This window comes from Bifidobacterium sp. (genome assembly GCF_022640935.1).
Lineage (GTDB): Bacteria > Actinomycetota > Actinomycetes > Actinomycetales > Bifidobacteriaceae > Bifidobacterium.
The window spans coordinates 13,096-40,093 of the sequence record NZ_JALCCV010000001.1; the positions used below are offsets into that span (position 1 = coordinate 13,096).

21 protein-coding genes are annotated in these 26,998 nt (G+C 62.1%); 9 read left to right on the forward strand and 12 right to left on the reverse strand.

Annotation, left to right across the window (positions count from 1 at the left end):
- Positions 1-57: 57 nt before the first annotated feature.
- On the reverse strand, positions 58-1,416 hold the full coding sequence (locus tag LKG04_RS00050; protein WP_434734829.1) for a CapA family protein: 1,359 nt from the start codon (positions 1,414-1,416) through the stop codon (positions 58-60).
- A gap of 105 nt (positions 1,417-1,521) precedes the next feature.
- On the reverse strand, positions 1,522-2,847 hold the full coding sequence (codA, locus tag LKG04_RS00055; RefSeq protein ID WP_291759233.1) for a cytosine deaminase: 1,326 nt from the start codon (positions 2,845-2,847) through the stop codon (positions 1,522-1,524).
- Between the two features lie 359 nt (positions 2,848-3,206).
- Between codA and purF the strand changes: the two genes are divergently transcribed.
- The 5 genes from purF (at position 3,207) to LKG04_RS00080 (ending at position 12,035) form a co-directional block, all read left to right on the forward strand.
- Complete coding sequence (gene purF, locus LKG04_RS00060) at positions 3,207-4,724, forward strand: amidophosphoribosyltransferase (protein WP_291759235.1); 1,518 nt, start codon at positions 3,207-3,209, stop codon at positions 4,722-4,724.
- Between the two features lie 141 nt (positions 4,725-4,865).
- Complete coding sequence (gene purM / locus LKG04_RS00065) at positions 4,866-5,912, forward strand: phosphoribosylformylglycinamidine cyclo-ligase (RefSeq protein WP_291759237.1); 1,047 nt, start codon at positions 4,866-4,868, stop codon at positions 5,910-5,912.
- Between the two features lie 180 nt (positions 5,913-6,092).
- Positions 6,093-7,505, forward strand: a complete 1,413-nt coding sequence (gene purD / locus LKG04_RS00070) for a phosphoribosylamine--glycine ligase (RefSeq protein ID WP_291759239.1) — start codon at positions 6,093-6,095, stop codon at positions 7,503-7,505.
- Between the two features lie 148 nt (positions 7,506-7,653).
- Positions 7,654-9,279: an alpha/beta hydrolase gene (locus tag LKG04_RS00075; RefSeq protein WP_291759241.1), complete on the forward strand. Its 1,626-nt coding sequence runs from the start codon at positions 7,654-7,656 to the stop codon at positions 9,277-9,279.
- Entirely contained in the window at positions 9,276-12,035 is a 2,760-nt protein-coding gene (locus tag LKG04_RS00080; protein ID WP_291759242.1) for a bifunctional lysylphosphatidylglycerol flippase/synthetase MprF, read from the forward strand. The genes LKG04_RS00075 and LKG04_RS00080 overlap by 4 nt, the downstream gene beginning before the upstream one ends.
- A gap of 237 nt (positions 12,036-12,272) precedes the next feature.
- On the opposite strand, the gene LKG04_RS00085 is transcribed toward LKG04_RS00080, so the two are convergent.
- From LKG04_RS00085 to LKG04_RS00110, 6 genes are all read right to left on the reverse strand, one after another.
- Complete coding sequence (locus tag LKG04_RS00085; RefSeq protein ID WP_291759244.1) at positions 12,273-12,680, reverse strand: Fur family transcriptional regulator; 408 nt, start codon at positions 12,678-12,680, stop codon at positions 12,273-12,275.
- Positions 12,681-12,858: 178 nt separating this feature from the next.
- Complete coding sequence (gene purK, locus LKG04_RS00090; protein ID WP_291759246.1) at positions 12,859-14,037, reverse strand: 5-(carboxyamino)imidazole ribonucleotide synthase; 1,179 nt, start codon at positions 14,035-14,037, stop codon at positions 12,859-12,861.
- Positions 14,021-14,518, reverse strand: coding sequence for a 5-(carboxyamino)imidazole ribonucleotide mutase (purE, locus tag LKG04_RS00095; protein WP_291759248.1), 498 nt, complete (start codon positions 14,516-14,518; stop codon positions 14,021-14,023). The genes purK and purE overlap by 17 nt, the downstream gene beginning before the upstream one ends.
- Before the next feature lie 271 nt (positions 14,519-14,789).
- Positions 14,790-15,092 carry a YhbY family RNA-binding protein gene (locus tag LKG04_RS00100; RefSeq protein ID WP_291759250.1) on the reverse strand — a complete coding sequence of 101 codons (303 nt, stop codon included), beginning with the start codon at positions 15,090-15,092 and terminating at the stop codon, positions 14,790-14,792.
- A 214-nt stretch (positions 15,093-15,306) separates the two neighbouring features.
- The gene (locus tag LKG04_RS00105; protein ID WP_291759252.1) at positions 15,307-15,684 is read right to left on the reverse strand and encodes a hypothetical protein; all 378 of its coding nucleotides are present in this window, start codon (positions 15,682-15,684) and stop codon (positions 15,307-15,309) included.
- A complete protein-coding gene (locus LKG04_RS00110) occupies positions 15,681-16,427 on the reverse strand; it encodes a sigma-70 family RNA polymerase sigma factor (RefSeq protein WP_434734832.1) in 747 nt (248 codons plus the stop codon). The genes LKG04_RS00105 and LKG04_RS00110 overlap by 4 nt, the downstream gene beginning before the upstream one ends.
- Positions 16,428-16,612: 185 nt before the next feature.
- Here LKG04_RS00110 and LKG04_RS00115 point away from each other — a divergent pair, with 185 nt between their 5' ends.
- The 4 genes from LKG04_RS00115 to LKG04_RS00130 are packed head-to-tail and all read left to right on the forward strand — an operon-like array spanning position 16,613 to position 20,979.
- Positions 16,613-17,377 carry an exonuclease domain-containing protein gene (locus tag LKG04_RS00115; RefSeq protein WP_291759253.1) on the forward strand — a complete coding sequence of 255 codons (765 nt, stop codon included), beginning with the start codon at positions 16,613-16,615 and terminating at the stop codon, positions 17,375-17,377.
- Positions 17,378-17,391: 14 nt separating this feature from the next.
- The gene (locus LKG04_RS00120) at positions 17,392-18,969 is read left to right on the forward strand and encodes a Mur ligase family protein (protein ID WP_291759255.1); all 1,578 of its coding nucleotides are present in this window, start codon (positions 17,392-17,394) and stop codon (positions 18,967-18,969) included.
- A gap of 37 nt (positions 18,970-19,006) precedes the next feature.
- A complete protein-coding gene (locus tag LKG04_RS00125) occupies positions 19,007-20,248 on the forward strand; it encodes a carboxylate--amine ligase (RefSeq protein WP_291759257.1) in 1,242 nt (413 codons plus the stop codon).
- Complete coding sequence (locus tag LKG04_RS00130; protein ID WP_291759259.1) at positions 20,245-20,979, forward strand: aspartate/glutamate racemase family protein; 735 nt, start codon at positions 20,245-20,247, stop codon at positions 20,977-20,979. The genes LKG04_RS00125 and LKG04_RS00130 overlap by 4 nt, the downstream gene beginning before the upstream one ends.
- 72 nt (positions 20,980-21,051) lie before the next feature.
- On the opposite strand, the gene LKG04_RS00135 is transcribed toward LKG04_RS00130, so the two are convergent.
- The 4 genes from LKG04_RS00135 to smc form a co-directional block, all read right to left on the reverse strand.
- Positions 21,052-22,188, reverse strand: a complete 1,137-nt coding sequence (locus tag LKG04_RS00135) for a glycerate kinase (protein WP_291759383.1) — start codon at positions 22,186-22,188, stop codon at positions 21,052-21,054.
- A 17-nt stretch (positions 22,189-22,205) separates the two neighbouring features.
- Positions 22,206-22,598 (reverse strand): hypothetical protein, encoded by a 393-nt coding sequence (locus LKG04_RS00140; protein ID WP_291759261.1) that lies wholly within the window; start codon positions 22,596-22,598, stop codon positions 22,206-22,208.
- Complete coding sequence (locus LKG04_RS00145; protein ID WP_291759263.1) at positions 22,582-23,205, reverse strand: histidine phosphatase family protein; 624 nt, start codon at positions 23,203-23,205, stop codon at positions 22,582-22,584. The genes LKG04_RS00140 and LKG04_RS00145 overlap by 17 nt, the downstream gene beginning before the upstream one ends.
- Positions 23,206-23,297: 92 nt before the next feature.
- Positions 23,298-26,984 (reverse strand): chromosome segregation protein SMC, encoded by a 3,687-nt coding sequence (gene smc, locus LKG04_RS00150; RefSeq protein ID WP_291759265.1) that lies wholly within the window; start codon positions 26,982-26,984, stop codon positions 23,298-23,300.
- Positions 26,985-26,998: the final 14 nt, after the last annotated feature.

Sequence of the window (26,998 nt, forward strand, 5' to 3'; positions counted from 1 at the left end):
TTACGTGCAAGCATCAGGTGGGGCTCCAGCACGCCAGCAGCGTCTCGAGAGCCGTATTCACTGCTTCGTTTCCTTGGTGATCAGCCATTCTCGCACGATGGTGCGGTCTGCATTTTTCGAGTAGATCACGTCACTGATCCGCTGGCGGACCCGGGCGTCCTCCTGCGCGTCCCAACAGACGCCATCGGGATGATCGGACGCAATGGGGCACCATCGGTATTTGCCCTGCCGCACGTTCGCGGTCGGCACCCAATCGATGCGGCTGACCCGCCACGAACCTGCGACACCCTTTTTCCCGGCGAATTGGATGCGTGCCGTGACCCCCTGGTTGTTCACGCTATGCCCCGGGATATGCGTCGTCACCGTCACCGCGTTGCCCAGACCATAGATGATCCATGTACCGTGATAGTGCTCGATCGGCTGGGCGCAGTGGCATCCGGCGCCGTAAATGAGATCGAACGCGCCCGTATCCGCCAATTCGTGGGCCTCGGACTGCTGCCATGAGTCGGCGTAATCAAGATATTCCTGGACCGAGTGCATTGCGATCGCCACGATGTCGGCGCCGGCCGCGCGCGCCGCCTTCGCCTTGGCGACCGCCCGGTCGATGTCAGATTGGTGATGCGGATCCCCTGATTCGCGCAGCCGGTCGACCCGCCAATCGTGATCGGGAACCTCGCCGTTGAGTGAAAGCGTACCGGCCACGATGCCAAGGCTGCCGCCGCCGGTCGGCGAAGCAACCACCAGCGGTTTCGTCGAATCTTGCTCGGTGAGATACGAGCCGGTCTGTGCGATGCCGTTCGCCTGCAGGGCTGCGGTCAGACGCGCAATGCCGGCCGCGCCCTGATCCCATGAGTGGTTGCTGGCATGCGTGCAGGCGCTATAGCCGACCGACGCCACAGCATCCACGGCTTCGGGCGGAATATTGAATACCGGATAGGCGGCATATGGGCCGCCGCGCTGGGCTATCGGCGTCTCGAACTGGCACACCGCAATATCGGAAGCCTTGATATATCGGCTCATCGGGGCAAAGAGCGGCGTGAAGTCGAAGGCGCTGCCGTCGGTGGCCTGCGGATTGTTTGCGAAGTTCTTCCACAACCCCTCGTGAAACAGCAGATCGCCGTTGACCAGCATGGCGATGCAGTCGGTGTCCGGGCAATCAGGCGAGTTGCCGTGATGCACGGCCGGTGCGGCGCTCTGCGACACGGTTGCACCGCCGCTCGCAGAGGGCCGCTGCCCCTGCGAACTTGCTGTCTGCGAGGCGCCGGTCCGGGGGTTTGCGTCAAGCAGCTGCTGGACCACGAACCAGCCGCCGATGGCCAGCAACGCCACAGCCAGCACCACCAGCGGCGCCAGCCACGGCGAACTACGCATCTGCCGCACGCCCTTGGTATGCCTGGGATGTTGCGACGATCTCATTGCGCCCCCTACGCGCCGACTGCTGCGGATTCACACCTGCACATTATGCACACTATACTTCAGTTGCCGCGATATGTCGCCTGTCGCCGTCCGCCAGATTGCCGTCTAGCGCAGCGTCGTCACATGGGGCCGGGTGGAGACGATGACCTTGCCGGCGCGGATGCTGTAGAGCACTTCGTCGTTCTCGTTGAGCGCCTCGTAGAAGTTCGACGCGTTCAGAATGATGCAATTCGCGGGTTTGCCGACCTCGATGCCGTAATGATCGTCGATATGCAGCGCTTTGGCCCCGTTGTATGTGACGTACTTGTACGAGTCCATGATCTGGCTATAGCCCATGAGCTGCGCCGCATAGACGCCCATGCGCACCACGTCGAGCATGTTCCCCGCGCCGAGCGGGCTCCACGGATCGCGGATGTCGTCTTCGCCGAAGGCCACATTGATGCCGTCCGCGTCCAGCTCCTTGACCCGCGTCAGTCCGCGGCGCTTGGGATACGTGTCGAAGCGCCCGCCCAGATGCATGTTCACGAGCGGATTCGAGACGAAGCTGATGCCTGACATCTTCAGCAGACGGAACAGCTTGTACGTGTACGCGTCGTTATACGAGCCCATCGCCGTGGTATGGCTGGCGGTGACACGATCCCCGATGCCGTTCTCCAGCGCCAGCGTGGCCAACACTTCCAGATTCCGCGATGCCGGATCGTCGATCTCATCGCAGTGGACATCCACCAGTCGGTCGTTCTTCACCGCCAGATCGACTAGGAATTTCAAGGATTCGACACCATAATCACGGGTGAATTCGAAATGCGGGATGCCGCCGATCACGTCCGCGCCTTCACTGACGGCACGCTGCATCAGCGCTTTGCCATTGGGATACGAGAGAATCCCCTCCTGCGGAAATGCGACGAGCTGCAAGTCCGCGTACTGTTCGACCTCCGATTTCAGCTCCAGCAGCGCATGCAGTGCGACCAAGCCAGGATCGGTGACGTCCACATGGCTGCGGATATGCTGGATGCCGTGCCGCACCATCATGTCGATGGTGCGCCGTGCGCGGTCCTTGACATCTGCGACGGACAGGCTTTTCTTGCGCTCGGACCAGATGCGGATGCCATCGAACAGTGTCCCGGTCTCGTTCCACTCCGGGTCCCCGGCCGTCAGCGCGGCGTCGAGATGCACATGCGGGTCCACGAAAGGCGGCAACAATACGCCGCCCTGCCCGTCGATCACGGTTTCGCCTGGCCGCGAAACCTGGGCCGAAGTGCCGTCTCTATGATCAGCTGCCGCACGTCCGCCGTTAACACCTGCCCGATCAGTACCTGCAGCGCGGATGCCTACGCTATCCGCGCTGCCGCCGATCTGGGCAAAAACCCCATCGTCGATGCGCACATCGCCTATCGCCTCATCATTCTCCACGTGCACATTGCGAATGATCATGATCGAATCCCCGATTCCTGGCCTTGCCGCCGGCCTCGCGCCCACGGCTCCCGCATGTCCATGCCAGACTGCGCGCAGATCACAATTCGCTGTGGGCGTTCGCCGTGTTTGCGGCACCGCATGCTGGGCTGATTGTGTTTTTGACGCTCTTGACTATCTGAGAGCATAGCAAGCAGGCAGACACATAGCTTGTAACGCAGCAGTTATGACAGGTACAGCCAGGCATCGCCGACTTCACCCGGCCCGTGGCCGGATCCCGCCGCAGCGCCACCGGGAGTCACACCGATGTAGCCTGCGATTGGTAGGGTGAACCCGTAACACGTCTTATCTTTCCCTGCCTTCTCGAAAGGGGATTTGGCTTGTCAGCTGAACTCGAGGACATCCATGAGGAATGCGGCCTCTTCGGCGTCTGGGGTCACCCTGATGCCGCCCGATTGACTTATTTCGGACTGCACGCCCTGCAGCACCGCGGCCAGGAAGGGGCCGGCATCGTCACCAATGACCACGGTCAGCTCTTGGGACATCGCGGCCTCGGTCTGCTCACCCAGGTCTTCTCCGACGAGCAGGAGTTCTCCCGGCTTTCGGGCGAGCATGCGATCGGCCATGTGCGATACGCCACATCCGGCTCGAAAAGCGTGGACAACATCCAGCCGTTCCTCTTCCGTTTCCACGACGGCGATATGGCGCTGTGCCACAACGGCAATCTGACGAACTGCGTCTCGCTGCGCACCCGGCTGGAAGACGAGGGCGCGATCTTCCGCTCGGATTCCGACACCGAAGTGCTTATGCATTTGATCCGCAGATCGTCGAAACATGAGTTCATGGATCAGCTCAAAGATGCGCTGAACGCCGTGCACGGCGGCTTCGCCTATCTGCTCATGACCGAGCATGCGCTGATCGGCGCACTGGATCCTAACGGCTTCCGGCCGCTGTCCCTGGGCCGCATGACCAACGGCGCCTATGTGCTCGCCTCGGAGACCTGCGCGTTGGACGTCGTGGGCGCCGAGCTCGTGCGCAATATCAAACCCGGCGAGATCATCGTCGTGGATGACAACGGCTATCGGATCGAGCGGTATACGGATAAGACGCAGCTGTCGATCTGCTCCATGGAATTCATTTATTTCGCGAGGCCGGATTCCAATATCTACGGCATCAACGTCCATTCGGCCCGCAAACGCATGGGCAGGCGCCTCGCGCAAGAGGATCCGGTAGATGCCGATATGGTGATCGGCGTGCCGAATTCCTCATTGTCCGCTGCCTCCGGCTACGCCGAGGAAAGCGGGCTGCCCAACGAAATGGGCCTGATCAAGAACCAGTATGTGGCCCGCACCTTCATCCAGCCGACCCAAGAACTGCGCGAACAAGGCGTACGCATGAAGCTTTCGGCCGTCCGAGGCGTGGTCGAAGGCAGACGGGTCGTGGTCATCGACGACTCGATCGTGCGCGGCACCACCTCGCGGCGCATCGTACGCCTGCTGCGCGAAGCCGGGGCGAGCGAAGTGCATATGCGCATCAGCTCCCCGCCGCTCAAGTACCCCTGCTTCTACGGCATCGACATCTCCACCACCAAGGAGCTCATCGCCGCCAAGAAATCCGTGGCTGAAATACGCGACTACATCGGCGCCGATTCCCTGCAATTCCTCAGCCTCGACGGCCTTGTCGAATCAATCGGCATGCATGAAGACGCGCCTTACGGCGGGCTGTGCGTAGCCTACTTCAACGGCGACTACCCCACTTCGCTGGGCGATTACGAACGCGATTTCCTGCGCTCGCTCTCCCCCGAGGACCGCCTGCGGCTGACCGAATACGCACGCGAGACCAGCCATTATGCCAACAACGAATATCGCACCCAGCCTTCTTACGGGCCGACGGCGTAGTCCACTGCGGCAGCGTAATCCAATGTGACGTGGCAGCGGCTGTTGTGTCTGCTGCCACGGAAAACAATTCCTTAACCGTTCAATTCCCCCGCTTCTCATCCCCACACCACCCGACCACCAAACTACGAGGAAAGAGCCGTCATGCCACAAGCCTATGAACACGCCGGAGTCAGCGTCGAAGCCGGCTACGAAGTCGTCCGCCGCATAGCTTCGCACGTCAAGCGCACGAAGCGTCCGGGAGTCGTGGGCGGCATCGGCGGCTTCGGCGGACTCTTCGATCTCGCCTCGCTGGGATATCGGGAGCCGATGCTCGTTTCGGGCACCGACGGCGTCGGTACCAAGCTCATGGTGGCGAAGATGGCTGGGAGGCACGACACCATAGGCATCGACTGCGTTGCGATGTGCGTCAACGACATCGCGGCGCAAGGCGCCGAGCCTTTGTTCTTCCTCGACTACATCGCCTGCGGCGCCAACGACCCGGCGTTGCTCGAGCAGGTCGTCGCCGGCGTAGCCGACGGCTGCGTGCAGGCCGGCTGCGCGCTGATCGGCGGCGAGACCGCCGAAATGCCCGGCATGTATGACCCGGATGAATACGATCTGGCTGGGTTCACCGTGGGCGTGGCGGAGAGGCCGGCCATCGTCGACGGCTCCGCCATCGCGCAGGGCGATACACTCATCGGGCTGGCTTCAAGCGGCGTGCATTCCAACGGCTTCTCGCTGGTGCGCAAGGCGCTGTTCGAGCAGGCAGGATACAGCGTCAATACCAAGCTCGATGAATTGGGGGGCAAGGCCCTGGGCGACGTGCTGCTCACCCCGACGAAGATCTATGTCAAGGCGCTGAAGCCGCTGTTCAAGGCGGACTTTATCAAAGGCGTGGCGCATATCACCGGCGGCGGCTTCATCGAGAACATCCCTCGCATGATCCCCGACGGCTTGGCCGCCCGCATCATGCTCGGCAGCTGGGACATCCCGCCGATCTTCGACGTGATCGAACAGGCGGGCGGCATCGACCATATGGAGATGTTCAACGTGTTCAACATGGGCATCGGCATGGTGCTTGCTGTCGCCTCGAACCATGCGGAAGAGACGATGGCGCTGCTCGATGATGCAGGAGAGGACGCCCGCATCATCGGCGAAATCGTCCCGCGCGGCGACGCCGACGTCGAGCTGCGGCGAGATATACAGTAGAGGCGCAGCAGCAGTGACAGGCGCAACAGAAATAAAAGAACCGGATAAGGCAGGCACCCGCCCGCCGAGTACGATATCGCATGCCGGCGGCGCATGCGGGCAGCATGGCGCTGGCACACGCGTCCATCATACGAAAAGCATGACAAACGAATACGACGAATACGCAGGCAAGGAGTTGCTATGGGCATGAAGGTTCTGGTGATTGGTTCAGGCGCGCGCGAGCACGCGATCGCGCATACCCTCTTGCGCGGCGGCAGCGTGCAGGAGGTGACCGTGGCCCCAGGCAACCCCGGCATGCTGGCCGACGGCATCCGCACCACCAGCCTGAGCACCGCCAACCATGCGGCGCTCATCGGTTTCGTGCAGCACAACGGCTACGACTGGGTGCTCGTCGGCCCCGAGGTGCCGTTGATCGAGGGCCTCGTCGACGATTTCGCCGCCGCCGGCATCAAGGCGTTCGGCCCGACCAAGGCCGCCGCGCAGATCGAAGGCTCCAAAGACTTCGCCAAGCAACTCATGGACCGCCATGGCATACCGACCGCCCGGTACCAGACCTTCGATTCGCTCGCCGAGGCGCAGCGCTATGTGCGCGAGCAGGGCGCGCCCATCGTCATCAAGGCGGACGGGCTGGCCGGCGGCAAAGGCGTGACCGTGGCCATGGACGAGCGCACCGCGATGCACGCCCTCGAAGACATCTTCCTCGACCATCGTTTCGGCCAGGCCGGGGCCAAAGTGGTCGTCGAAGAGTTTCTGGAGGGCCAGGAATTCTCACTGATGAGCTTCGTCAATGGCACCGACTTCTGGCCGATGCCCATCTCTCAGGATCACAAACGCGCCTACGACGGCGACAAGGGGCCAAATACTGGCGGTATGGGCGCGTACAGCCCAGTTCCGCAGATCGGTGCAGATGTTGTCGACAAGGCCATAGAGAGCATCGTACGCCCCACCGTCAAGGCGATGAACGAGGAGGGCACGCCGTTCACCGGGATCCTCTATGCCGGGCTGATCGCGACAGCGGAAGGGCCCAAAGTCATCGAATTCAATGCGCGTTTCGGCGACCCGGAAACCGAAGTCGTGCTGCCGCAGCTCGCCTCGGACCTCGGCGCCGGCATCAGCGCGATACTCGACGGCGGCGAACCGCAATTCACATGGAATGACGACGTCGCCACCGTAGGCGTCATCCTCGCCTCGGACGGCTACCCCGACCACGTCGTCACAGGCGCCGCAGTGCCCGTCATCCACACAGCCGAGCGTGAGCATGTCTATTACGCCGGAGTGGGCAACGCCAGCGCGCTCACCGGCGACATCGCCCTGGCGCAGACCGACAGCACCGTGGTGGACGGCATCACAGTCACCATCCCCGATGCCAACATCGAACAGGACGAGGCTGTGCAGCAGGCAGTGCGGGCGCAGGCCGGTTCAGGGCTGGTCGCCGACTCGGGGCGCGTCCTGCTCGTTGAATGCACCGCCCGCGATATCGCCACTGCGCAGCAGCGTGCCTACGCGCTGCTTGACTCAGCGGACACCACCGGCATGTTCTATCGCCACGACATCGGCGCCAAGGCTTTGGACTACAAGGCGCTGGGCCAGTAGCACCACGCACTATACTCACCTCCCTCTATTGGCTTGCGCCCCTCATCCCGACGGATGAGGGAACAGCCGCGCGAAAACGGCTATCATCGGCAATCGGTTATATCGACGCGTCATATCAATGACGTGGGTGCCGGCAGAGGGGGTTGATATGAACGCTGTCATGCACACGCATCTGCTGATCGGCTGGCTGCCGACCAGCCTTTTCTCGATTACCATCATCGGCCTTGTTCTTGTGCTGGCGATGAAGCCAGACAAAAGCCGGCACGCGAGATTGTCCGCAAGGCACAATGGCAATTGGCACAGCGGCAATCGATACGGCGATCCCAGGCATCTGAGTCAGCCCGGCAAAGGGAGCGGGCAGCAGGGTGCCCGAGGCAATCAGCCTATGAGCATGCGCAGCAGGCTCGGCCGCATGCAGGAATTCCTGGCGGCCTTGGTCGGCGGCGTGCTCGGCTACGTTTTGGTCTGGCTGATATCCGATGTGTGGATGGTCTTCGGCGTCAATCTGGAGTTGCTGGCCATGGCGGCGGTCGCCCTGGCTTTCGCGCTGTTGGCGCTGCTCATTGTCGTCATTGTCGATTCGAACAATGTTCGCCGCGTAATCGCCGCTGTGACGGTTCCCTTGGTCATCGCCAGCAGCGCCCTGCTGATCGATATGTCGTATGGCGAGTACACGACCATCGGATCGCTGTTCAATGCGCCCAACTACCGGCCGCTGGGCCGGCATACCGTGCGACGGGCATCAGGGACGACAAGCGTCGCGCAATGGCGGCTCATGGCAGGCGAAGGGCGCACGCCCATCATGCCCGGGCAGGGCGAGGTGCGCAGGGTTCCGATCCCGCCGACGGCATCCGGTTTCGTTGCCCGCGAGGCCGACGTCTATCTGCCGCCGGCCGCGCTGAGCAAACGGCCTCCCCGGCTGCCGGTGATGATCATGCTCGCCGGGCAGCCCGGCAGCCCCGACCGCTTCTTCGAAGCCAGCGGTATCGTCGACATGCTCAACGAATATGCCGCCGCCCACGACGGGCTGGCTCCCATCGTCGTCTCACCCGACCAGAACGGCTCGGCGGCCCATAACTCGCTATGCGCCGACACGCCGGTGTATGGCAAGGCGGAAACCTATCTGACGATCGACGTCACCGATTGGATCAAAGGGCATCTTCCCGTCTCGCACTCCCCCAGCCAATGGCTGATCGGGGGATTCTCGCAGGGCGGCACTTGCAGCACGCAGCTCGGCCCCGCACATCCGGAGCTCTATGGTCACATTTTTGCGGCGGATGGCGAGCTCGAACCCACCGACCGGACGCGGGAGAACACCATCGACCGATATTTCGCAGGCAACGTGAAGGACTATGAGCGCCATGTTCCCACCCATATCATCGCCGAACACACGCCCAGCAGCCAAACCATGTTCAGCGCAGCCGGGTCCTGGGATCGCAATTCTCAGCGCAATCAGGAAGCCATCGGCCAGGCGGCCTTGCGTTCGGGCATGCAGGTCATCGCAGTGGTCGTGCACAATGCAGGCCATGATTGGCATACCGTGCAGGCGTCACTGAAACCGGCGCTCGAGCGCTTCTGCAGGCAGACCGGATTGGGCGACGACGTCGCGCCGCTTTCTTCGTATACAGATTTGAGAACAGTCGACCTGCGCGGTGCTGATTCACGCCAAACGCATGCATCCAGCGCCCGCAAACCTCACGGACTCAACAACCCCGGCAACTCGAGCAGGTCCGGCGACTCCAATACGCACAGCAGCGAAAGGACATCCGCATGAGCAACGTCGCAGCCAAAAAACCGAGGCGTTCCAGCTGGACGCTGCTTGTGAACGATCTGCGTGTCTGGATTTCAACCCATAAGTTCGCCATCGTCGCCAGCGGCCTGTTCGTGATCGCCAACATCGTGCGCTGGATCTGGCGTGCGGTGCGGCATATCACCAACGCCGCATCGGGCCCATCATTCAGCTTGGTGCAATGGATGGCCGCTCCGCATCCGCATGGGCCAGGCCACACCGCTCTGTCCGCGCGAGACGCGCCTCTTCTCCAATTCCTTCATCTGCTTGAGTCCGTGTTCTTCGTACGCGGGCCGATATCGCTGCTGATATTCGCGGCGCTGCTGCTCGGCGGCGCTGGTTTCGCCCAGACCAGGTTCGGCTGGCCTAAAACCTTGGCGATGCTCGTGGTCAACACTGCAGCGGGAACCGCGCTGGGACTGCTGGCGTGCATCATCATCAACCGTCCTTTCGCCGATTGGCCGCGGCTGCAGCAGATCGCCGTATCGCTCTCGCCATTCACGATGGTGGCCGGCACGCTCATGGCGGCGAGCGCGTTCGTCTCGGTGCTCTGGCGCCGCAGAATCGTATTGCTGTGCTATGCGATCGTCGGCTCCGGACTGCTGTTCACCGGCAACCCCGGCGACTACTGCACGCTGGCAGTGGTGGCGCTTGGGCACGTCACGGGAATCGTGCTGAACCGTCTTGACTATCGTCGGCGGCGCAAAGGGCTGGCGCAGCCTGCCGCGCAGCCCATTCAGCCGCTGTCTGCGCAAGTTTCGTCTCCAATCTCTCAAGCTTCCCCGCGCTCGTCGTTGCCGTTGCAACTTTCAACGCGCATGGATGAAATCCACGCCCAATGGTGGCGCGGCACGGATTATGAAATGCGCCGGCTGCTGGCAGCGATACAGCTCGTGCTGGCCATCGGCCCGATCCTGGCGATCACTTCGCGCACTCACGCCGGCATCCTGACCAGCTTAGGGCTGCTCATAACGAACGATTTCGACAATGCCGTGCTGGTGCAGGCTTGTGAGCGAAACAACTCGATCGGCAGCTGCCTTGTGCTGGCCGGCGTCCATCACGCCGCCCTGGCCGCCCTGTGGATCAGGGTCCTGTTGCCGGTCGCCGCGCTGGCCGCTGTGGCCTGGGGGCTCTATCGCGGACGTAGACTCGCCGCCTGGGCCAGTATGCTGTTCAACACGTCGACGGCGGTGATCGCCATCACCGACTACCTGCTCTATCCGCTGGCGGCTGATCTCGCCGACAAACCGCTGGAACACCATTATGCGCTGGCTCCAGTCTTCGTCATCACCGCGCTGCCACCATTGCTGCTGACCGCCGCGATAGCCTGCAATCTGCAGCATTTCCCGATTCGAACAGGAACCCGACGCATCGTTCGCGGCTGCGCGGCCATAGCATTGAGTGGCTTCGCCGCAGGGTCGCTCTACCTTCTGGTTGGCATCGCACGTCCGCAGGATTTCGTTCCCCGGGCCCGCTTCTCCACGCTCTTGCTCGACATTGTGCACCGTCTCCTGCCGGTGGGCTTCGCTGGGCGCATCGCCTCCGGGCTGCAGCCACGCACGCTGCCGTTGCTGGTGCTCGCTCAGATGCTCGTCGCAGGGTTCTGGCTGGTGGTGCTGGCGGTGTTCCTCCTCTGGTTCCGCGATGCTCCCGGTTCTGCTGGCCACGGCAGGCAGGCCGCCGGCCAACTGGTCGAGCGCAATGGCGAATCGATGAGCTTCATGACCACGTGGGAAGACAATCGCTATTGGTTCTCCGCCAGCACACGCAGCGCGGTCGCTTATCGCGTGCTGCACGGCGTGGCACTGACCGTGACCGGCCCCTTCGGCGATCCGAGGGAGTATGGTTCCTCGTTGCGTGAATTCATCCGATTCTGCAACCACAATTCCTGGACGCCCGCGTTCTACGCCGTGCATGAACCGATGCGTGAGCAACTCGAGCGTCTCGGCTGCCTGTGCATCAATGTGGGCACCGAAATGGTCGTGATTCCCAGCCGGTGGCAGACCCGCGGCAAGAAGTGGCAGGACATCCGCACCGCTATCAACAAGGCGAAACGCGATGGCGTTGCCGATGTGCTCACGACGTTCGAGGACGCCGGTTGGGAGATTCAGCAGCAGATCGTCGACATCTCCGAACAGTGGGCGCAGCTCAAAGCGCTGCCCGAAATGAAATTCACGCTCGGTGGCGTAGAGGAATTGCGCGACAGCCGTGTCGCGTTGCTTTATGCGCTCGATGCTCAAGGCGTGGTGCTGGGCGTCACGAGCTGGATGCCGACGTATCGCGATGGCCGCGTCATCGGCTGGACGCTTGATTTCATGCGACACCGCACCGACTCGCCTAATGGCATCATGGAGTTCCTTATCGCGCGTATGGCCGAACGCCTGCGTGACGAGGGCATGGCCGATCCGGAGCATGCCGTGGAATTCATGAGCCTGTCCGCGGCTCCGCTTGCCGGCATGGGCGAAGGTGGTTCGCCGCAGGGCACGGCTGACGCCGAAGTCATCGAGCATGCGCTGCAGATCGTCGCCGACATGCTCGAGCCCGCCTATGGGTTCCGGTCATTGTTTTTCTTTAAACGTAAGTTTCAGCCGGTCGAGGCGCCAATCTACTTGTGCTATCCGGATCCGGTCAAGCTCCCGCAGATCGGGCTGGCCGTCGTCAGCGCCTACGTGCCAGGCCTGAAGCCCTCACAGATCGCCGGCATGCTCAAAGCGATGCGCGGACAGAATTCGAAGTCCTAATCCGTTTTTACTTCGTCGTGTGACGCATCCTCCGTTATGCGACGTATTTTTCGCTGTGCGACGTTTTCACCAGAACAGGAATAACGAATTTCCAACGTTTTGCGTTTCTTGGAAACCGCGCACGACGAAAGATACGTCATGCAACGGGAGCGGCGAATATGCCACACGGGCGGCACAAGGTGCCGATGACCAGGCTGCCGCGTCTCCATCGGCACCTACGCCACCGCATCATCGCCGCTATTGCGCCGGTGATGCCGATTCGCGCTGATTCTGCTGGCAGTCGGGGCACAGTCCGAACACTTCGAGCGTGTGCGAGCTGACCGTGTAGCCATGCTCCTGCGCCACGCTGCGCAGCCACAGCTCATCCGGCGGCTCGATTTCCACGGTTTTGCCGCACAGTTCGCATACCAGATGATGGTGGTGCCCGTTGTCGTCGCAGATGCGGAACATCTGCTGCTCGTTGAGCCGTATCGTGTCGGCATTGCCGTTGGTCGCTAGCGTATTGAGCTGGCGGTAGATGGTCGCCAAGCCGATGCGCTCACCCTGTTCGGTGAGCCGACGATGCAGCTCCTGTGCGGAAACGAAGTCATCGCATCCGCGCAGCGCCTGAAGCACCGTGTCCTTCTGCTTGGTGTGCCGCACCATTGATTTCCTCACAGCCATCACAATGCCGCCATCCCCTCATACATCGTCCATCGCACGCCAATGCCCTGCCCTGCAGGCGTAACCGTCACATGGCATCCGTCGCATCACAACCATCACACCTCATCTGCCGCAATGCCGTATTACCATATATTGCCGCACGCGGTAGCCGCCTCGTAGCCTATTCTCCGGCTTTCAGATCATTCCAGCAACCGGTTTCTTCCAGCGCGTCAACCGTAGCCGCCGTATCGTTGGTGAGCACGGTGATGTGACCCATTTTGCGGTTATGCTTGATCTCAGCCTTGCCGTAGTCGTGGACGTTCCATTCGGGGTGCTCGGCGATCAGCGCCCGCGTGGGCGCGACATGCTGGCCGAGCACATTGACCATGACCGCCGAGCTGAGCAGACACGGCTGTTCGAGCGGCCAGCCGACGATGCCGCGGATATGCGCATCGAACTGGTCGAGCGAGCAGGCTTCGATGGTGTAATGGCCGGAATTGTGCGGCCTTGGCGCGAGTTCGTTGACCACCACGCGACCGTCCTTGGTGATGAACAGCTCGATGGCCAGCGTACCCGCCAGTTCGAAGCCCTTCGCCAACCGCACGGCGAGCTCATGCGCCTCGCGCTCGATGCTAGGCTCCACTCGAGCCGGAGCGATTGTCAGATGCAGGATATTGTTCCGATGCTCGTTGCGCACGATCGGGAAAGTGACCAAATCCGTGCCGTTGCCCGACACCAGAATCGAAGCCTCGAAGGCGAAATCGACGAAACCTTCGAGGATCGAGGCGGCGAAACTCCCCTCCTCCTGCGCGCGGGCAAGCACACGTTCCAGGTCATCGTCACCGCGCAGCACGTCTTGGCCGTGGCCGTCATAGCCGCCGCAGCGGGTTTTGAGCACCGCCGGATAGCCAATCTCCCGGATCGCCGCGCGCAAGCCAACGGCATCATCCACAGCCCTCCACGGGGCCGTCGCAGTGCCATGATCGTTGATGAACTGCTTCTCGTGCACGCGGTCCTGGGTCACGCGCAGCAGATCGGTTCCCTGCGGCACCGCAGCCAGATCGCGCACCTCGTCAATGGCATCGGCGTCCACATTCTCGAATTCATAGGTGAGCACGTCGCTGCGCTCGGCGAGCTCATGAATCGCGGTCTTGTCGTCGTATTCGGCGACAATCTGGAAATCTGCCACTTGCGCGGTCGGGCAGTCGGGCGTCGGATCGAGCGTGCCGACGCGGAACCCGTGGTATTTCGCGGATATGGCCATCATCTGGCCGAGTTGGCCGCCGCCGATGATGCCGATGGTCGCGCCCGGCATCAGCTGGGAGATTTTCCCGTTCGTTTCCTCAGATAAGCTTGGCATTCGAGGCCTCCACTGATTCTTTGAGTTCTTCGCGATAGTCGTGCAAGGCAGCCGCCAACCGCTCGTCATTCGTGCTCAGGATGCCCACCGCGAGCAGGCCCGCATTGCTGGCTCCCGAGTCGCCGATCGCCGTCGTCGCCACGGGTATGCCTGCCGGCATCTGGACGATGGAAAGCAGCGAATCCCACCCCGACAAGGCATGCGATTGCACAGGGACGCCGATGACCGGCAGCGTGGTCTGCGCGGCGACCATGCCCGGCAGATGGGCGGCTCCGCCAGCACCGGCGATGATGACTTTGAAACCTTGGGCGCGGGCGCCGCCAGCGAACTTGGCCATCAGCTCGGGCGTGCGATGCGCGGATATCACCTGCTTGGCGTAGGGAACGCCGAAACGATCGAGAATGTCGCAAGCATGCCTCATCGTCTTCCAATCGCTCGCCGATCCCATGATCACCGCCACTTGCGGGGTGCGCTCTGGCATGAAGAACCTCCAAATCTACTGGTCGCAACACGCCCCACTGTACGCAACCCAACGGAAATAAGGCGTTTCCGGCTCACGCTTGTCGATGCTGACGAAAAAACGAGTTAAACGAACAGCACGAATGACGGCTTTGGACCGTGCGAATGGCAGAGATTCAATGGTCCCACTCGTGGAAATCAAACATGAGACGGCCGTTCTGGCCCGCGCCTTTTAGACCCGATCCAAAAAGCATGAGCCAGCCACGCATGGGAGACAACCGTCCCGCAGAGCGTTACCGCGCCAATTCGATGTGCTTGATACCTTCCTTGTCGCTGCGGCGGAAGAGGACGAAACGATGCCCAATGACTTGGACAAGTTCGGCCGCAAGACGCCCGGCCAGATCCTGCCCCGCCTCGCGCGCATCGATGGGGCAGCCGTCCTGCACCACGCATTTGATGAGCTCATGCGAGTCGAGCGTCTCGGCTGCCTGCGCCGCCGTGGCCTCGTTCACGCCGCCTTTGCCGATCCACAATAGCGGCTGCAATGGGTTCGCCAGCGAACGTAGTTGCCTGATCTGCCTTTTGCCTAATGTCATTTATCTCTCGTCTCTCCTGCGCCGTTGTTCCTGCAACGCCTTTTATCCCGGCGCGACTGCACGTTCGTGCATATGCGAGCGGCAATCAGCCGCCTATTCATGAAATACCGATTGTAGCGCATTTCTTTTCTGCGGCCAGCTGCGACAGGTTTCGCGCTGAATGTCCCACACGTCCCCTTCATCGTCGAAAAAGTACGAGTCAAAGCTCCATGCACTACTTCTCATCGTCGCGCACCTCGGGCAGGTTCACCTCGCAATAGCGATCCAACGCCTGGTTGAGCCGAGTAATAAGGCAATCTGGGGCTATCTGCGGGCGAAGGTAGGCGCGCAACGATCGAATCAGCGCCTTCTCGCGCGCGTCGCAACACGAGGGATCGAAACACTCTCCGGTGTCATGGGCACGGCCGTCGTGGGCATGCTGATTGCCAGGCTCGTGCGGGTGCGTGTTCATCGACAGCAGCTGCGTCTCGGTGACCGCCGCAGTGGTGACCGCCCCGGCAGCGTCAGTGGTGATCTCCACCTCGGTGCGCGTCACGCTCATGCTGGCGTCCCGTGTGATACGGATATGGCGCTGGCCCATCGACTCGCTCATGCCCGCTCCTTTCCCGCAGTGTCTTCTGCCACAGTGCTCCCTATACCAACATTTCCGATAGTGGCATCTTCCATGACGTCGTCCGCCGCAATACTGCTCTTTGCAACGTCCACGGCCGGCGAGACGCCGTTCTTCACCCCATTATGGCGGTTTGATGCCGCCACCGGGTTCGCGGATGGTGAACTCTTCAACTGCCCGCGCACGCCCTGGCCGCCACCATCGCCATATCCGCGCTCACGCGCGTATGACGCCAATTCGCGTTTGAGCTGATTGCGGGCGCGATTGAGGCGGCTCATCACCGTGCCGATCTTGATGCCCTGCTCATCGGCCACCTGCTGGTAGGACTTGCCATCGATCGCCGTATCGATGAACACTTGGCGGCGTTCGGGGCTGAGTTTGCCGAAAGCCTTGAGAATCTCCTCGGGGGCGAAATTGTCGAGGTATTCCTGCTCCGCGGAGCGCAATCCCTCCGAAGCGTGCTCGGACGCCGAATAAATATCCCAGTCGTCATATTCGCCGGTCGAATCATTGGCCCGTCGGGGACGACGTTTCGCCTTCGCATACTGGTTGAAAAAGGCATTGCGTTCGATCGTGCTCATCCACGCCTCGAAATTGCTGCCCGGTTGGAAGCTGTCGAAAGCCTTGAACCCGCGCTCGTATGCGTCCTGCACCAAGTCCTGCGCGTCCTCGGTGTTGTTGGTCAGCTTCATCGCCTGGCGGTAGAGCGCATTGACGGCGGGCATGGCAAGCTGCTCAAAGCGCGCGCGCCTGCTCGCGATGGTCTCAGTCTGCTCGTTCGTCACGCACACTATTCTAGGCACCCGTTGCGCGACGCCCGTCGACAGGTATGTCGAACCGTTAAGCTGACAGGGCATCGTTGATTTGCAGTCGCACAGCTTTGTCTGTTTGCTGGCGCACAATGTCCTGTATGACGTCCCTTACGACCGCTACGACCGCTTCCCACGACGCACTTGCAGCCGCCCTGTCGGCAGCGCCCGAACAAGGCGAAGACACGCTGCTCCCCGATTCCCTGCTGCTCGGCTTCGACACCGAGACCACTGGAACATATGCCGGCCGCGACGCCATCGTCTCGGCCACGCTGGTGCTGCGCGACCCTAAGGCCGGCTATGCGGGCGACACGGTGGGCGAATGGATCATCAGCCCGCACCGGCCGATGAACCCGCATGCGAGCGCGGTGAACGGCTTCACCGACGAATTCCTGTCCGAACATGGCGAGGAGCCGCAGGCGGCTATCGCGCGCATCGTGCAGCTCATCGAGACCGCCCAGTCCAAACGCATCCCGCTGCTGGCCTATAACGCGCCGTTCGACGTGCGCATGCTCGCCGGCGATCTGCGCCGCTGGAAGCTCGGCACGCTGCCGGACGACCTGCTGGTCGCGGATCCGCTGGTCATCGACCGCGCGATTTCGAAGCGCTCCGGCAAACGCAACCTCTCATATACGGCCGAATACTATGGCGTGGAACCGCACGGCGACTTCCACGACGCCACGGCCGACACCACGGTCGCCGTCGACCTCATTGCGCCGATCAGCGCGCTGTACCCACAGGTCGGCCATTTGACGCTCGCCGAGCTGATGGGCTGGCAGCGCAAAGCCTTCGTCGCCTGGCGCGACAATTTCAACACTTGGCTGCAGCGCAAAGGCCGCCAGCCGATCCACGACACCTGGCTATGAAGGGAACTCCGAGAATGCCTGCCTACCAGTCTTCCCTGACTCCCGCAGCGGCCGTCACGCTGTTGCGGCGTCGTCATCTGCTGCGTGAAATCATCAATGGCGAACGTTGGACTTTGGACGCCCGGTTGATCGCGGGTTTTGACGCCCCCATCGCATCGCTCACCTACGACACGCGCAAGGCCGATGCGCACAGCCTGCTGTTCATCAAGGGCCAGTTCAAGCCGGAGTTTCTCGCACAGCTCGAAAACGGCGCCCCGGCCTGCTACGTGGCCGAGCGAGATTATTCGCGGCACACGGATGCGCCGGGCATCATCGTCGACGATGTGCAGCAGGCCATGAGTCTGCTCGCCGCGCAGTTCTACGGCAATCCACAGCGCTCCATGACGTTGATCGGCATCACCGGGACCAAAGGCAAAACGACCACGGCGTATTTCACGCATGCCATCCTTCAGGCTGTGTCGCATGGCAGGGCGGCGCTCTCGTCCTCGCTCGTCCATTGCATGGACGGCGAGCATTTCGAGCCCTCGCATCTGACGACGCCGGAATCATTGGATGTGTTCCGCATGATGCGCGAGGCCGCTGGCAATGGCATGCGCTACTTCGTGATGGAGGTCTCCTCGCAGGCTTATAAGCGCGAGCGTGTGTTCGGGCTGACCTTCGATGTCGGCGCGTTCCTGAATATCAGTCCTGATCATATCAGCCCGATCGAGCACCCGACGTTCGAAGACTATTTCTATTGCAAACGCCAGATCATCGCCAACAGCCGCGCGCTGGTGCTCGGCGCCGATTGCGCCCACGCCGACCTGCTGCGCGAAGACGCCGCGGCAAGCGGCATCGCCGTCACATCGTTTGCGCTGCACGACCAGGCCGCCGGGCTCTCGACACCCGCCGACGTCATCGCCACGGATGACGTCGAGGATCCAGGTGCGTTCAGCGTGGACGTCCACGGCACGAAAATACAGGATTTCCGGCTGTCCATGCATGGCGAATTCAACATCGCGAATGCCGCGGCAGCCATCGCCATCGCGCTCGAGGCTGATGTGGCTCCCGACGATGCGGCGCTGCAGGCCGTCAACGATGTCCATGTGCCCGGACGCATGGAGCGCTTCGTCAGCCGCGACGGCATCATCGCCTATGTTGACTACGCCCATAATTATCTGAGTACCAAGACACTGCTCGACGAGATCGAGCGGCGGTACGCAGGCCGCAATCCACGCATCGTCTTGGTTGCCGGATCCACCGGCGGCAAAGCGCTGGATCGGCGCGAAGGCATTGTCAAAGGCGCGCTGGGCCGGGCCGAGTCCTTCGTCTTCACCACCGACGACCCGAATCATGAGGACCCCGCGCAGATCGCCCGGCAGATGCGCTCCTATGTGACTGATTCGCATGCCGCGACGCATATCGTCATCGACCGCGCGCAGGCGATCGGCGTCGCGCTGCAGGATGCCCGCGCGCATCCGGACCGACTCAACATACTTGTGCTGATCGGCAAGGGCAACGAGACCGCCAATATCATCGACGGCAGGCCGGAGCCTTATCTCGGGGACGCAACCGTGATCGCCGGACTGTTCGCTCAACCGGCCGACATGTAGCATTCATCTACGCGGCACCCCGAGGTAAGGTAGCGGCATGAAGCAATTCCAACCCATCCTGCTGGGCAGCGACATCAACGCTTACGGCATGGCCCGCGCATTCCACGAGGAATACGGGCTCACATCCGTCGCGTTCGCGCACTTCCCGCTCTCCCCCACCAAGTTCAGCCGTATCCTTGATCTGCGCATCATTCCTGGATTCGGCGAGCCAAGCATCTTCCGCTCCGCCTTGTTGGACTATGGCAGACGCATGAAACAGGAGCATCCGGACACGACGCTGCTGGTGATACCGTGCGGCGATCTGTATGCGAATCTGCTGAGCGAATGCGCCGGCAAACTGCAGGACTACTTCGTTTTCAATACGCTCGAACCGGCGCTCAACCGGCGGCTGAGCCTCAAATCAAGTTTCTATGCGACATGCGAGCAGTATGATCTGCCGCATCCGGCCACGAAGGTCGTGTCTGCTGAAGGCGTGTCGCGCGGCGAGCATCACACACTGCCGTTCGGCTACCCGGTCGCCATGAAGCCCGCGGACAGCGCGTTATGGCTCGACATCGACTTCCCCGGCCGCAAGAAGGCCTTCGTCATCGATGATCCGGCCGAACTCGACACGCTGATCCGGCGGGCGTATGAGGCCGGATACACCGGCGACATGATCATTCAGGATTTCATTCCCGGCGACGACAGCCGCATGCGTGTGCTCAACGCATATGTCGATCAGCATCATCATGTGCGCATGATGTTCCTCGGCCATCCGCTGCTCGAGGACCCCACCCCCGAAGCCGTGGGCAACTACGCGGCCATCATCCCCGACTACAACGAGCCGATCATGCTGCGCATCAAAAATTTCCTCGAGGACATCGGCTATCAGGGAGTCGCGAACTTCGATATGAAATACGACGAGCGCGACGACGAATACAAGCTCTTCGAAATCAACCTGAGACAAGGCCGCAGCAGCTACTTCGTCACGCTTAACGGCTGCAATCTGGCGCGCTACTTCGTCGAGGACCTGGTCGAGGACACCGCCTTCGACGGGCGGACGCTGTTCGCGCGCGGCTCCAAGCTGTGGATGGAGATCCCGCGCTCGATCTTCCGCGAATACGTGCGCGACGGCGGCGACAAACAGCGTGGGCTCGCGATGATCAGGCGCGGCGACTGGGGCACCACTTTGGAATATCGCAAGGACATGAACCCGACACGCTGGCTGATGATCCGTCATATGTTCTCGATCTACAAGAGGCGCTACGCACGATATTTCAGCCACAAGGAGGATCTATGAGACGTCCGTTCTTCGCCGTGATCGGCGGCATGGGAACCTTGGCCACCGAAAGCTACGTGCGGCAGGTCGACAAGGCCACGCATGCGCACAGCGACCAGGAATACCTCGACTACGTGGTCCTCAACGACGCCGGAGTGCCCGACCGCACCGCGTTCATCCTCGGGAAAAGCGCGGAAAGCCCCATGCCTACGCTGCTCGACGACGTCGCCAAGGCCACTGCGCTCGGCGCGAGTTTCATCGTCATCCCGTGCAACACCGAGCATTATTTCTATGATGCGCTGCAGGCGACAACCGACGTGCCTATCGTGCACATGCCGCGCTGCGCAGTCGCGCAGATGGCCCAGCGCTACCCGGCGCGCAGCCATCCGCGCGTCGGGTTCATGGGCACCCGCGGATCGCGCGCAATCGGCATCTACCGCGATGCGGTGAAGGCGGCGGGATACGACTATATCGAGCCGGACGAGGCGCTGCAACGGCGCATTGACACGCTGATCTACGACGAGGTCAAAGGCGGGCTGCCGCTCAACGAAGGGCATTATCGCAGCATCGTCGATGCGCTGCTCGACCCGCGTGGCCTCTGGCATTGCGACGTGGTCATTCTCGGCTGCACCGAGCTCTCGGTGCTGGCGGAAGCCTTCCCGCTGCCCGAGCTGCCCATCGTCGACGCCCAACAGGTCCTGGTCGAGGAGACGGTCGCCCGCGCCAAGACGTTGCTGGCCGAATCCGTCTAGGCCGATATAGGGCGTAAACGTTCTGTCTTTTATCATCGGCCGCCCACCGATGATAAAAGACAGAACGCAATGCTACTCAAACAGCCGGGCGACGTTTTCGGCGGTTCTTGCCAAATTGGCCTGCGCCTGTTCGAGGGCGACTGCTTCTTCGAGCGTGCATGCGCCGGGCAGAATGCCGAAGATGGCGTCGATGCCCGCATCGTACAGCTGTTCGATGCCGCCGCCTACATTGCCGGCCAAGGCGATCACCGTGCAGTCGGGCACGGCTTCTTTTACCGCTTGGGCCACGCCTACCGGCGTTTTGCCATAACGGGTCTGGAGATCGATGCCGCCTTCGCCGGTGATGCAGTACTGCGCCCCGGCGGCCTTGGCCTTCAATCCGGTGGCGTCCACGACGAGATCGACGCCGGAACGCATGGTGGCGTTTGTGAAAGCCAGGAATCCGGCTCCCAGTCCTCCGGCGGCTCCTGCGCCCGGCACCTGCGCGACATCGCGGCCGGTCTGCTCGAGAATCGTATGGGCATAATGAGCCAGACACGCGTCGAGCCGCTCGATCATCTCGGGCGTGGCGCCTTTCTGCAGGCCAAAGACGTGCGAAGCTCCATGTTCGCCGGTCAATGGATTGGTCACGTCGGAAGCCAGCTTGATGATGACCGCGCCGAGCCGCGGGTCGAGTTGAGAGCAGTCGACCGTCGCCAAATCGGCCAATGCAGCGCCGCCAAAGGGCAGCGGATTGCCCTCCTTATCCAGCAGCCTGGCGCCCAGCGCCTGGGCCATGCCGGCGCCGCCATCATTCGTGGCGCTGCCGCCCATCCCGATGATGAGCGAGTCGACGCCTTGGTCCAGCGCGTCAAGCATCAGCTCGCCGGTGCCGTAAGTCGTGGTGATCAACGGGTTCCCGGTATGCGCATCGACGAATCGGATGCCGCTGGCCGCCGCCATCTCGATTACGCCGGTGCGCCCATCGCCGAGCAATCCGTATGATGCTTCGACGCCTCCGCCAAGCGGGCCGGTGACGCGAGCCGTGACTATCCGCCCGCCGGTCGCGTCGACGAGCGAGCGCACGGTACCTTCGCCGCCGTCCGCCATGGGGACCATAACGCATTCGGCGCCTGGCTGCGCGCGAAGCACGCCCCGCCTGATCGCCTCGGCCGCCTGCTGCGCGGTAAGTGAGCCTTTAAAGGAGTCTGGGGCGATAACAATTTTCATATCAAGCTCTTTCTCTGTCATATCTGTTGTTGTGTATGACTGCAAATGCGAATACTTACCTGTTCTGGGCAGCTGGGCATCGTCATCCGCCAGAAGACGATGTACATCAGCGAGGCCACGATCGACATCGTCAAGCCGACGAGCGCCTCAAATCCGGCCATCTGCATGCGCTCGCCAAGCGACATATTCACCGAGTTGATTATGACATGGACGCAGTTGCCATGGGGCAGGGCGTCGATCACAGTGCCGCCGGCCTGCATGGACCGCTGCAGCGATCGGAGAGATCCTGGCGGCAGCAGCGCCAGCTTAGCTGCGTTTACACTTCGCGACCAGCTCGCATTCAAAAACAGAGGTGAGGCCTCGCCAAGTGGTCGAGGCCCATCTGCAGCGTCACTAGCACGCATCGCCATCACCCCGACGAGCACCTTCCCCTGTCGCAAAGCGGGGCATTACGGCCTCGCCAGTGGCCGATGTACTGTATCGGCTGCACGAGTCGATGATTCCATCGTGCATCATGACACGCAGTACATCGCCATAACGCAGTTCACTGAAAAACTGGTATCCTCCTCCAGGATTCGCGCATTCGACCAAGCCGCTCATAGCCGTGCCATGCGATCCCACTGCGATATATGTCTGTGCCTGCGGCAGTTGCGCTATAAACCCCATATACCGCTGCTGCACCTGCCGGATGCTTTCCCCGCCCGCCAACGAAAACGCAAGGTCATGCCACTGGCGTTCAACGTAATGTTCGTAGTCATCGATCCACCCCGGCATTATCCGTTCGACCAATGCGTCGCTCTCCTGCACGGCCATGCCCCGGACAGCGGCCAGCGGCATGACCGTTTCCACCGCTCTGCGCAGTGGGCTGGCATACACCGCGTCATACCGATTGCCGCGCAAGCATTGCGCAAGCCGAGCCGCCTGCCGTTCCCCGACCTGTGTCAAGGGACGTTCAGCATCATCATGAATGCTCGTATCCGACTCGCAATGCCGTATAAAGTCGATAGTGATCATCATTCAATTCCCCCATGCTTCATTTATGCCTTTTGCAGCAAGCCGGCGTCACAAATGATGCGCTGCTCAAGACCGCGAAGCATCCACCGCGCCAATTACCGCGCACCGCCATCACCCATATGCTCGAGACGCTGACTCATCACGGCCGTGACCCCGTCGGCACGCATCGTGATGCCGTAGAGCGCGTCAGCGATTGACATGGTGCGCTGTTGATGGGTGATCACGATTAGCTGGGCGTGCTCGCGCAGATCCTGGAGCGCGCCAAGCAGACGCGTGAGGTTGATGTCGTCGAGCGCGGCCTCGACCTCGTCCATGACATAGAACGGGCTGGGCCGGGCGGTGAAGATGGCGAAGAGCAGCGCCAGCGCGGTGAGGGAGCGCTCGCCGCCCGATAGCAGGCTGAGCTGCCTGACCCGTTTGCCTGCCGGGCTGGCTTCCACGATCACGCCGGTGGCGAGCATATCGTCGGGGTTCTCCAAGCGCAGGCGCCCGGTGCCGCCGGGGAAGAGCGTGGCGAAGACCTTGCTGAAGGCTTGGGCCGTATCGTTGAAGGCATTGGCAAAGACCTGCGTCATGGTGGCGTCGAGATCCTTGATGAGCTGCATGAGGTCGTCGCGGCTCTTGGCCACGTCGTTACGCTGGCCGTTGAGGTACTGGTTGCGCTCCTGCAGCGAGTCGTACTCCTCAGTGGCCAGCGGGTTCACCTTGCCGAGCGCCCGCAGATCGCGCCTCGCCGTCTCCAGCCGCTTGATTTGCTCCTCGCGGATATAGGGCACGGTTTTGTATCGCGGCGCCATGCCCTGCGCAGAACCTTGGGATTTGGCCTTCTTAGAGCCGTCTCCAAGTGCCCCATCAGCAGGCGCCTCATGTTCAGGTGCCGCATCCTCAAGCGCAATAGGCCGGCCATTCTCGTCGAGCAGGGGCACCGGTTGGTCGGGGCCGTATCCGGATACCAGCTCGTCCATGCCCATACCCAGATCATCGGAGATCTTCTGCGTAAGCTGCCCGTGGCTGGCCGCCAGTCGTTCGCGTTCGACGTCGAGCGCGTGCTCGCGTTGCTGCAGACCTGCAACCTGCGGCTCGATCGCATTGCGTTGCATACGCAGTTCCTTGACCTCCTCGTCATGGCTGGACGCAGCCTGCTGCAGCTGTTCGCGTTCAGCGGCGACACCTTCCAGATCGCGATGCACGATACCGGCCACATCAAGCGCGTCAGCCGCCACCTGCTGGACCTTCGCCGCCTGCCGGCGCCGCGTCTCGTTGAGGGACTCCAGCCGGGCGCGCCGCGCAATGGCCTCTTTGGCGTTGTCGTGCAGCATTCCCGCCTGCCGCTGCAGTGATTCGCCCTTGCGCATAGCCTCGTTCCATGCGAGTTTTGCCGTGATTTCATGCTCATGCGAGCCGGTCAGCCGCGTTTCGAGGTCGCGCTCGCGTTCGGCGAGTTCATCGAAGTCATCCTGCTCACCCGATGATGTCTGCGCCTGCTCCAGCGCGCGGCCCAAATCAGCGACTTTCAGCCCATGCGCCTCCTCGTCTTCCCTGGCTGAAGCCAGTTTGGCGTCGAGGGCACTGAGCTGACGCGCGAGCGACTCCACACGCTGTTGCGCGGAATGCAACGATTCCTGTGCCTGCCGGACCTTGAGTCTGGCCTCGGTGCGCTGCTGCGCAGCCGCATCGACAGCAAGCCGGGCGTGATCCCGGGCCTGACGCGCCCGCTCGACCTGATTCTGCGACTGCGCAAGCTTTTTCTGCAAGGTCGTTGCGCGCTCCAACGCCTTGTCGCGGCGCGCCGCCAGCGACAGATCGCTTTGCGACAGCGACGATCCGCCGATCGCACCGACACAGTTGACGACTTCGCCATCCCTCGTCACCGCTTGGCGCCATGAACCGCCTTGCACCGCACGAACTGCGTCCTCGCGGCTCTCCACTGCGCATACATCAGCCAGCAACGTGCGCACCGCGTCAACTATGGCACGCGAACGCTGGCTATCGTCAGCAGAAGGGTTAAGCGTGACTAATGAAGCTGCAGCAGAAAACCGGGATTCATGCGATTGCACGTCATCCTGCGCAACGCCCGGTTCGTCGATCGGACGCAGCAGCACCGCCCTGCCAAGTTGCCGATTTTTCGCGCCTTCCAAAGCCTGCAGCATCGTGTCAGCATCGGGGACGATGATGGCGCTGGCGAATTCGCCCAAGGCATGCGCGACGGCTTCCTCCCAACCGTCGGCAACATGGATGAAGTCGGTGAGCCGCCCCAAGGCCGTGATATCGCCGTCATGCTCCAATGCGCCGGAAGCATTACGGCTGTCCAACGTGTCATTCAAAGCATCTGCCTTGGCCTGCTGCGATATGATTTCGCCATTGACTTTGCGCAGCGCATCCTCCTGCGCAGCCAATGACTCCTGGCATTGCCGCAATCGTTCACGCGCATCGTCCAATGCCTTGCCGTTGTCGCCGCCGAGCTCGGCAGCCGCCCGGATCAGATCGTCATACTGCGCCTGCGCTGCATCGCGCTGCCCTGCGATATCCGCATGTTGCGCCGTGAAATCAGTGGAGCGGGTGCGCGCCAGTTGCACCGCCGATTCCTCTCGCGCCACCATCTCGCGCAAGTTTGCCACGCGTGTTTCGCGCTGCCGGGCGTTGACGCGCAGCTCGGCCAACGTCTGACGCAGCGAGGCGAGCTGTTTTTCATCACCGGCACGCTCCTCGACCGCTTTGTCATAGGCGAGCCGAGCCTCCTCGACGACATGCTGCGAAGCTTGGGTCTGCCCGTCAAGCTCGGCGGCACGACGCTCAAGCAGTTCTGGATCCTCGCCGAAATTCGTCACGATCTGCGTCGTCAATGCCCGCGCGCGTTCCTGTGCGAGCTGTGCCAGCGACCGCAGCCGTTCCTCGATGCCCGCGAGCTCATGCCAGGTCTGATTAGCCTTCGCGATGGCCGGGCTCGCCGCGGATCCCAGCGCCTCGACCTGTTCGATGCGCAGCCGAACCTGCGCAAGATCCCGCTGCCGCTGCGTCAATTCGCCCCGGACACCGGTCAATTCCGTACGCAGCGATTCACGCCGTTTCAACGATTCGATCGCGTCTTGGGCATAAATGCGCGATTGGGCGTCGCGCAGCGCCACTTGGATGTTTTCGGCGCGGCGCGAGATGCGAGCCTGCCGGCCGAGCGGCCCGAGCTGCCGGTGGATCTCATGCAGCAGATCATCGAGCCGCGCCAAATTGGCCTCGGTATTCGTCAATTTGCGCAAGGACCGCTCCTTGCGCTTGCGATGCTTGAGAATGCCGGCGGCCTCTTCTATGAAGGCTCGGTGCCCGCTCGGGTCCGCACGCAGGATGGCGTCGAGGCGACCCTGCCCTACGATCACATGCATCTGCTGGCCGAGCCCGGTATCCGAAAGCAGCTCCTGGATGTCGAGCAGGCGGCAAGCCGTGCCGTTGATCGCGTATTCCGAGCCGCCGTTGCGGAAGATCGTGCGGCTGATCGTCACTTCGGTGTAATCGATGTCAAGCACATGGTCCGTGTTGTCGATCGTCAGCGTCACCTGCGCACGGCCCAGCGGCGGCCTGCTCGACGTGCCGGCGAAGATCACGTCCTCCATCGAAGTGCCGCGCAGATTCTTCGCGCCCTGCTCCCCCATCACCCAAGTCAGCGCGTCGACGATATTCGATTTGCCGGAGCCGTTCGGACCTACGACCGCCGTGATCCCCGGCTCGAAACGCAGAGTGGTGGCGGAGGCGAAGGATTTGAATCCGCGCAGAGTCAGTTCTTTGAGGTACATGACGTGGCCTGCGG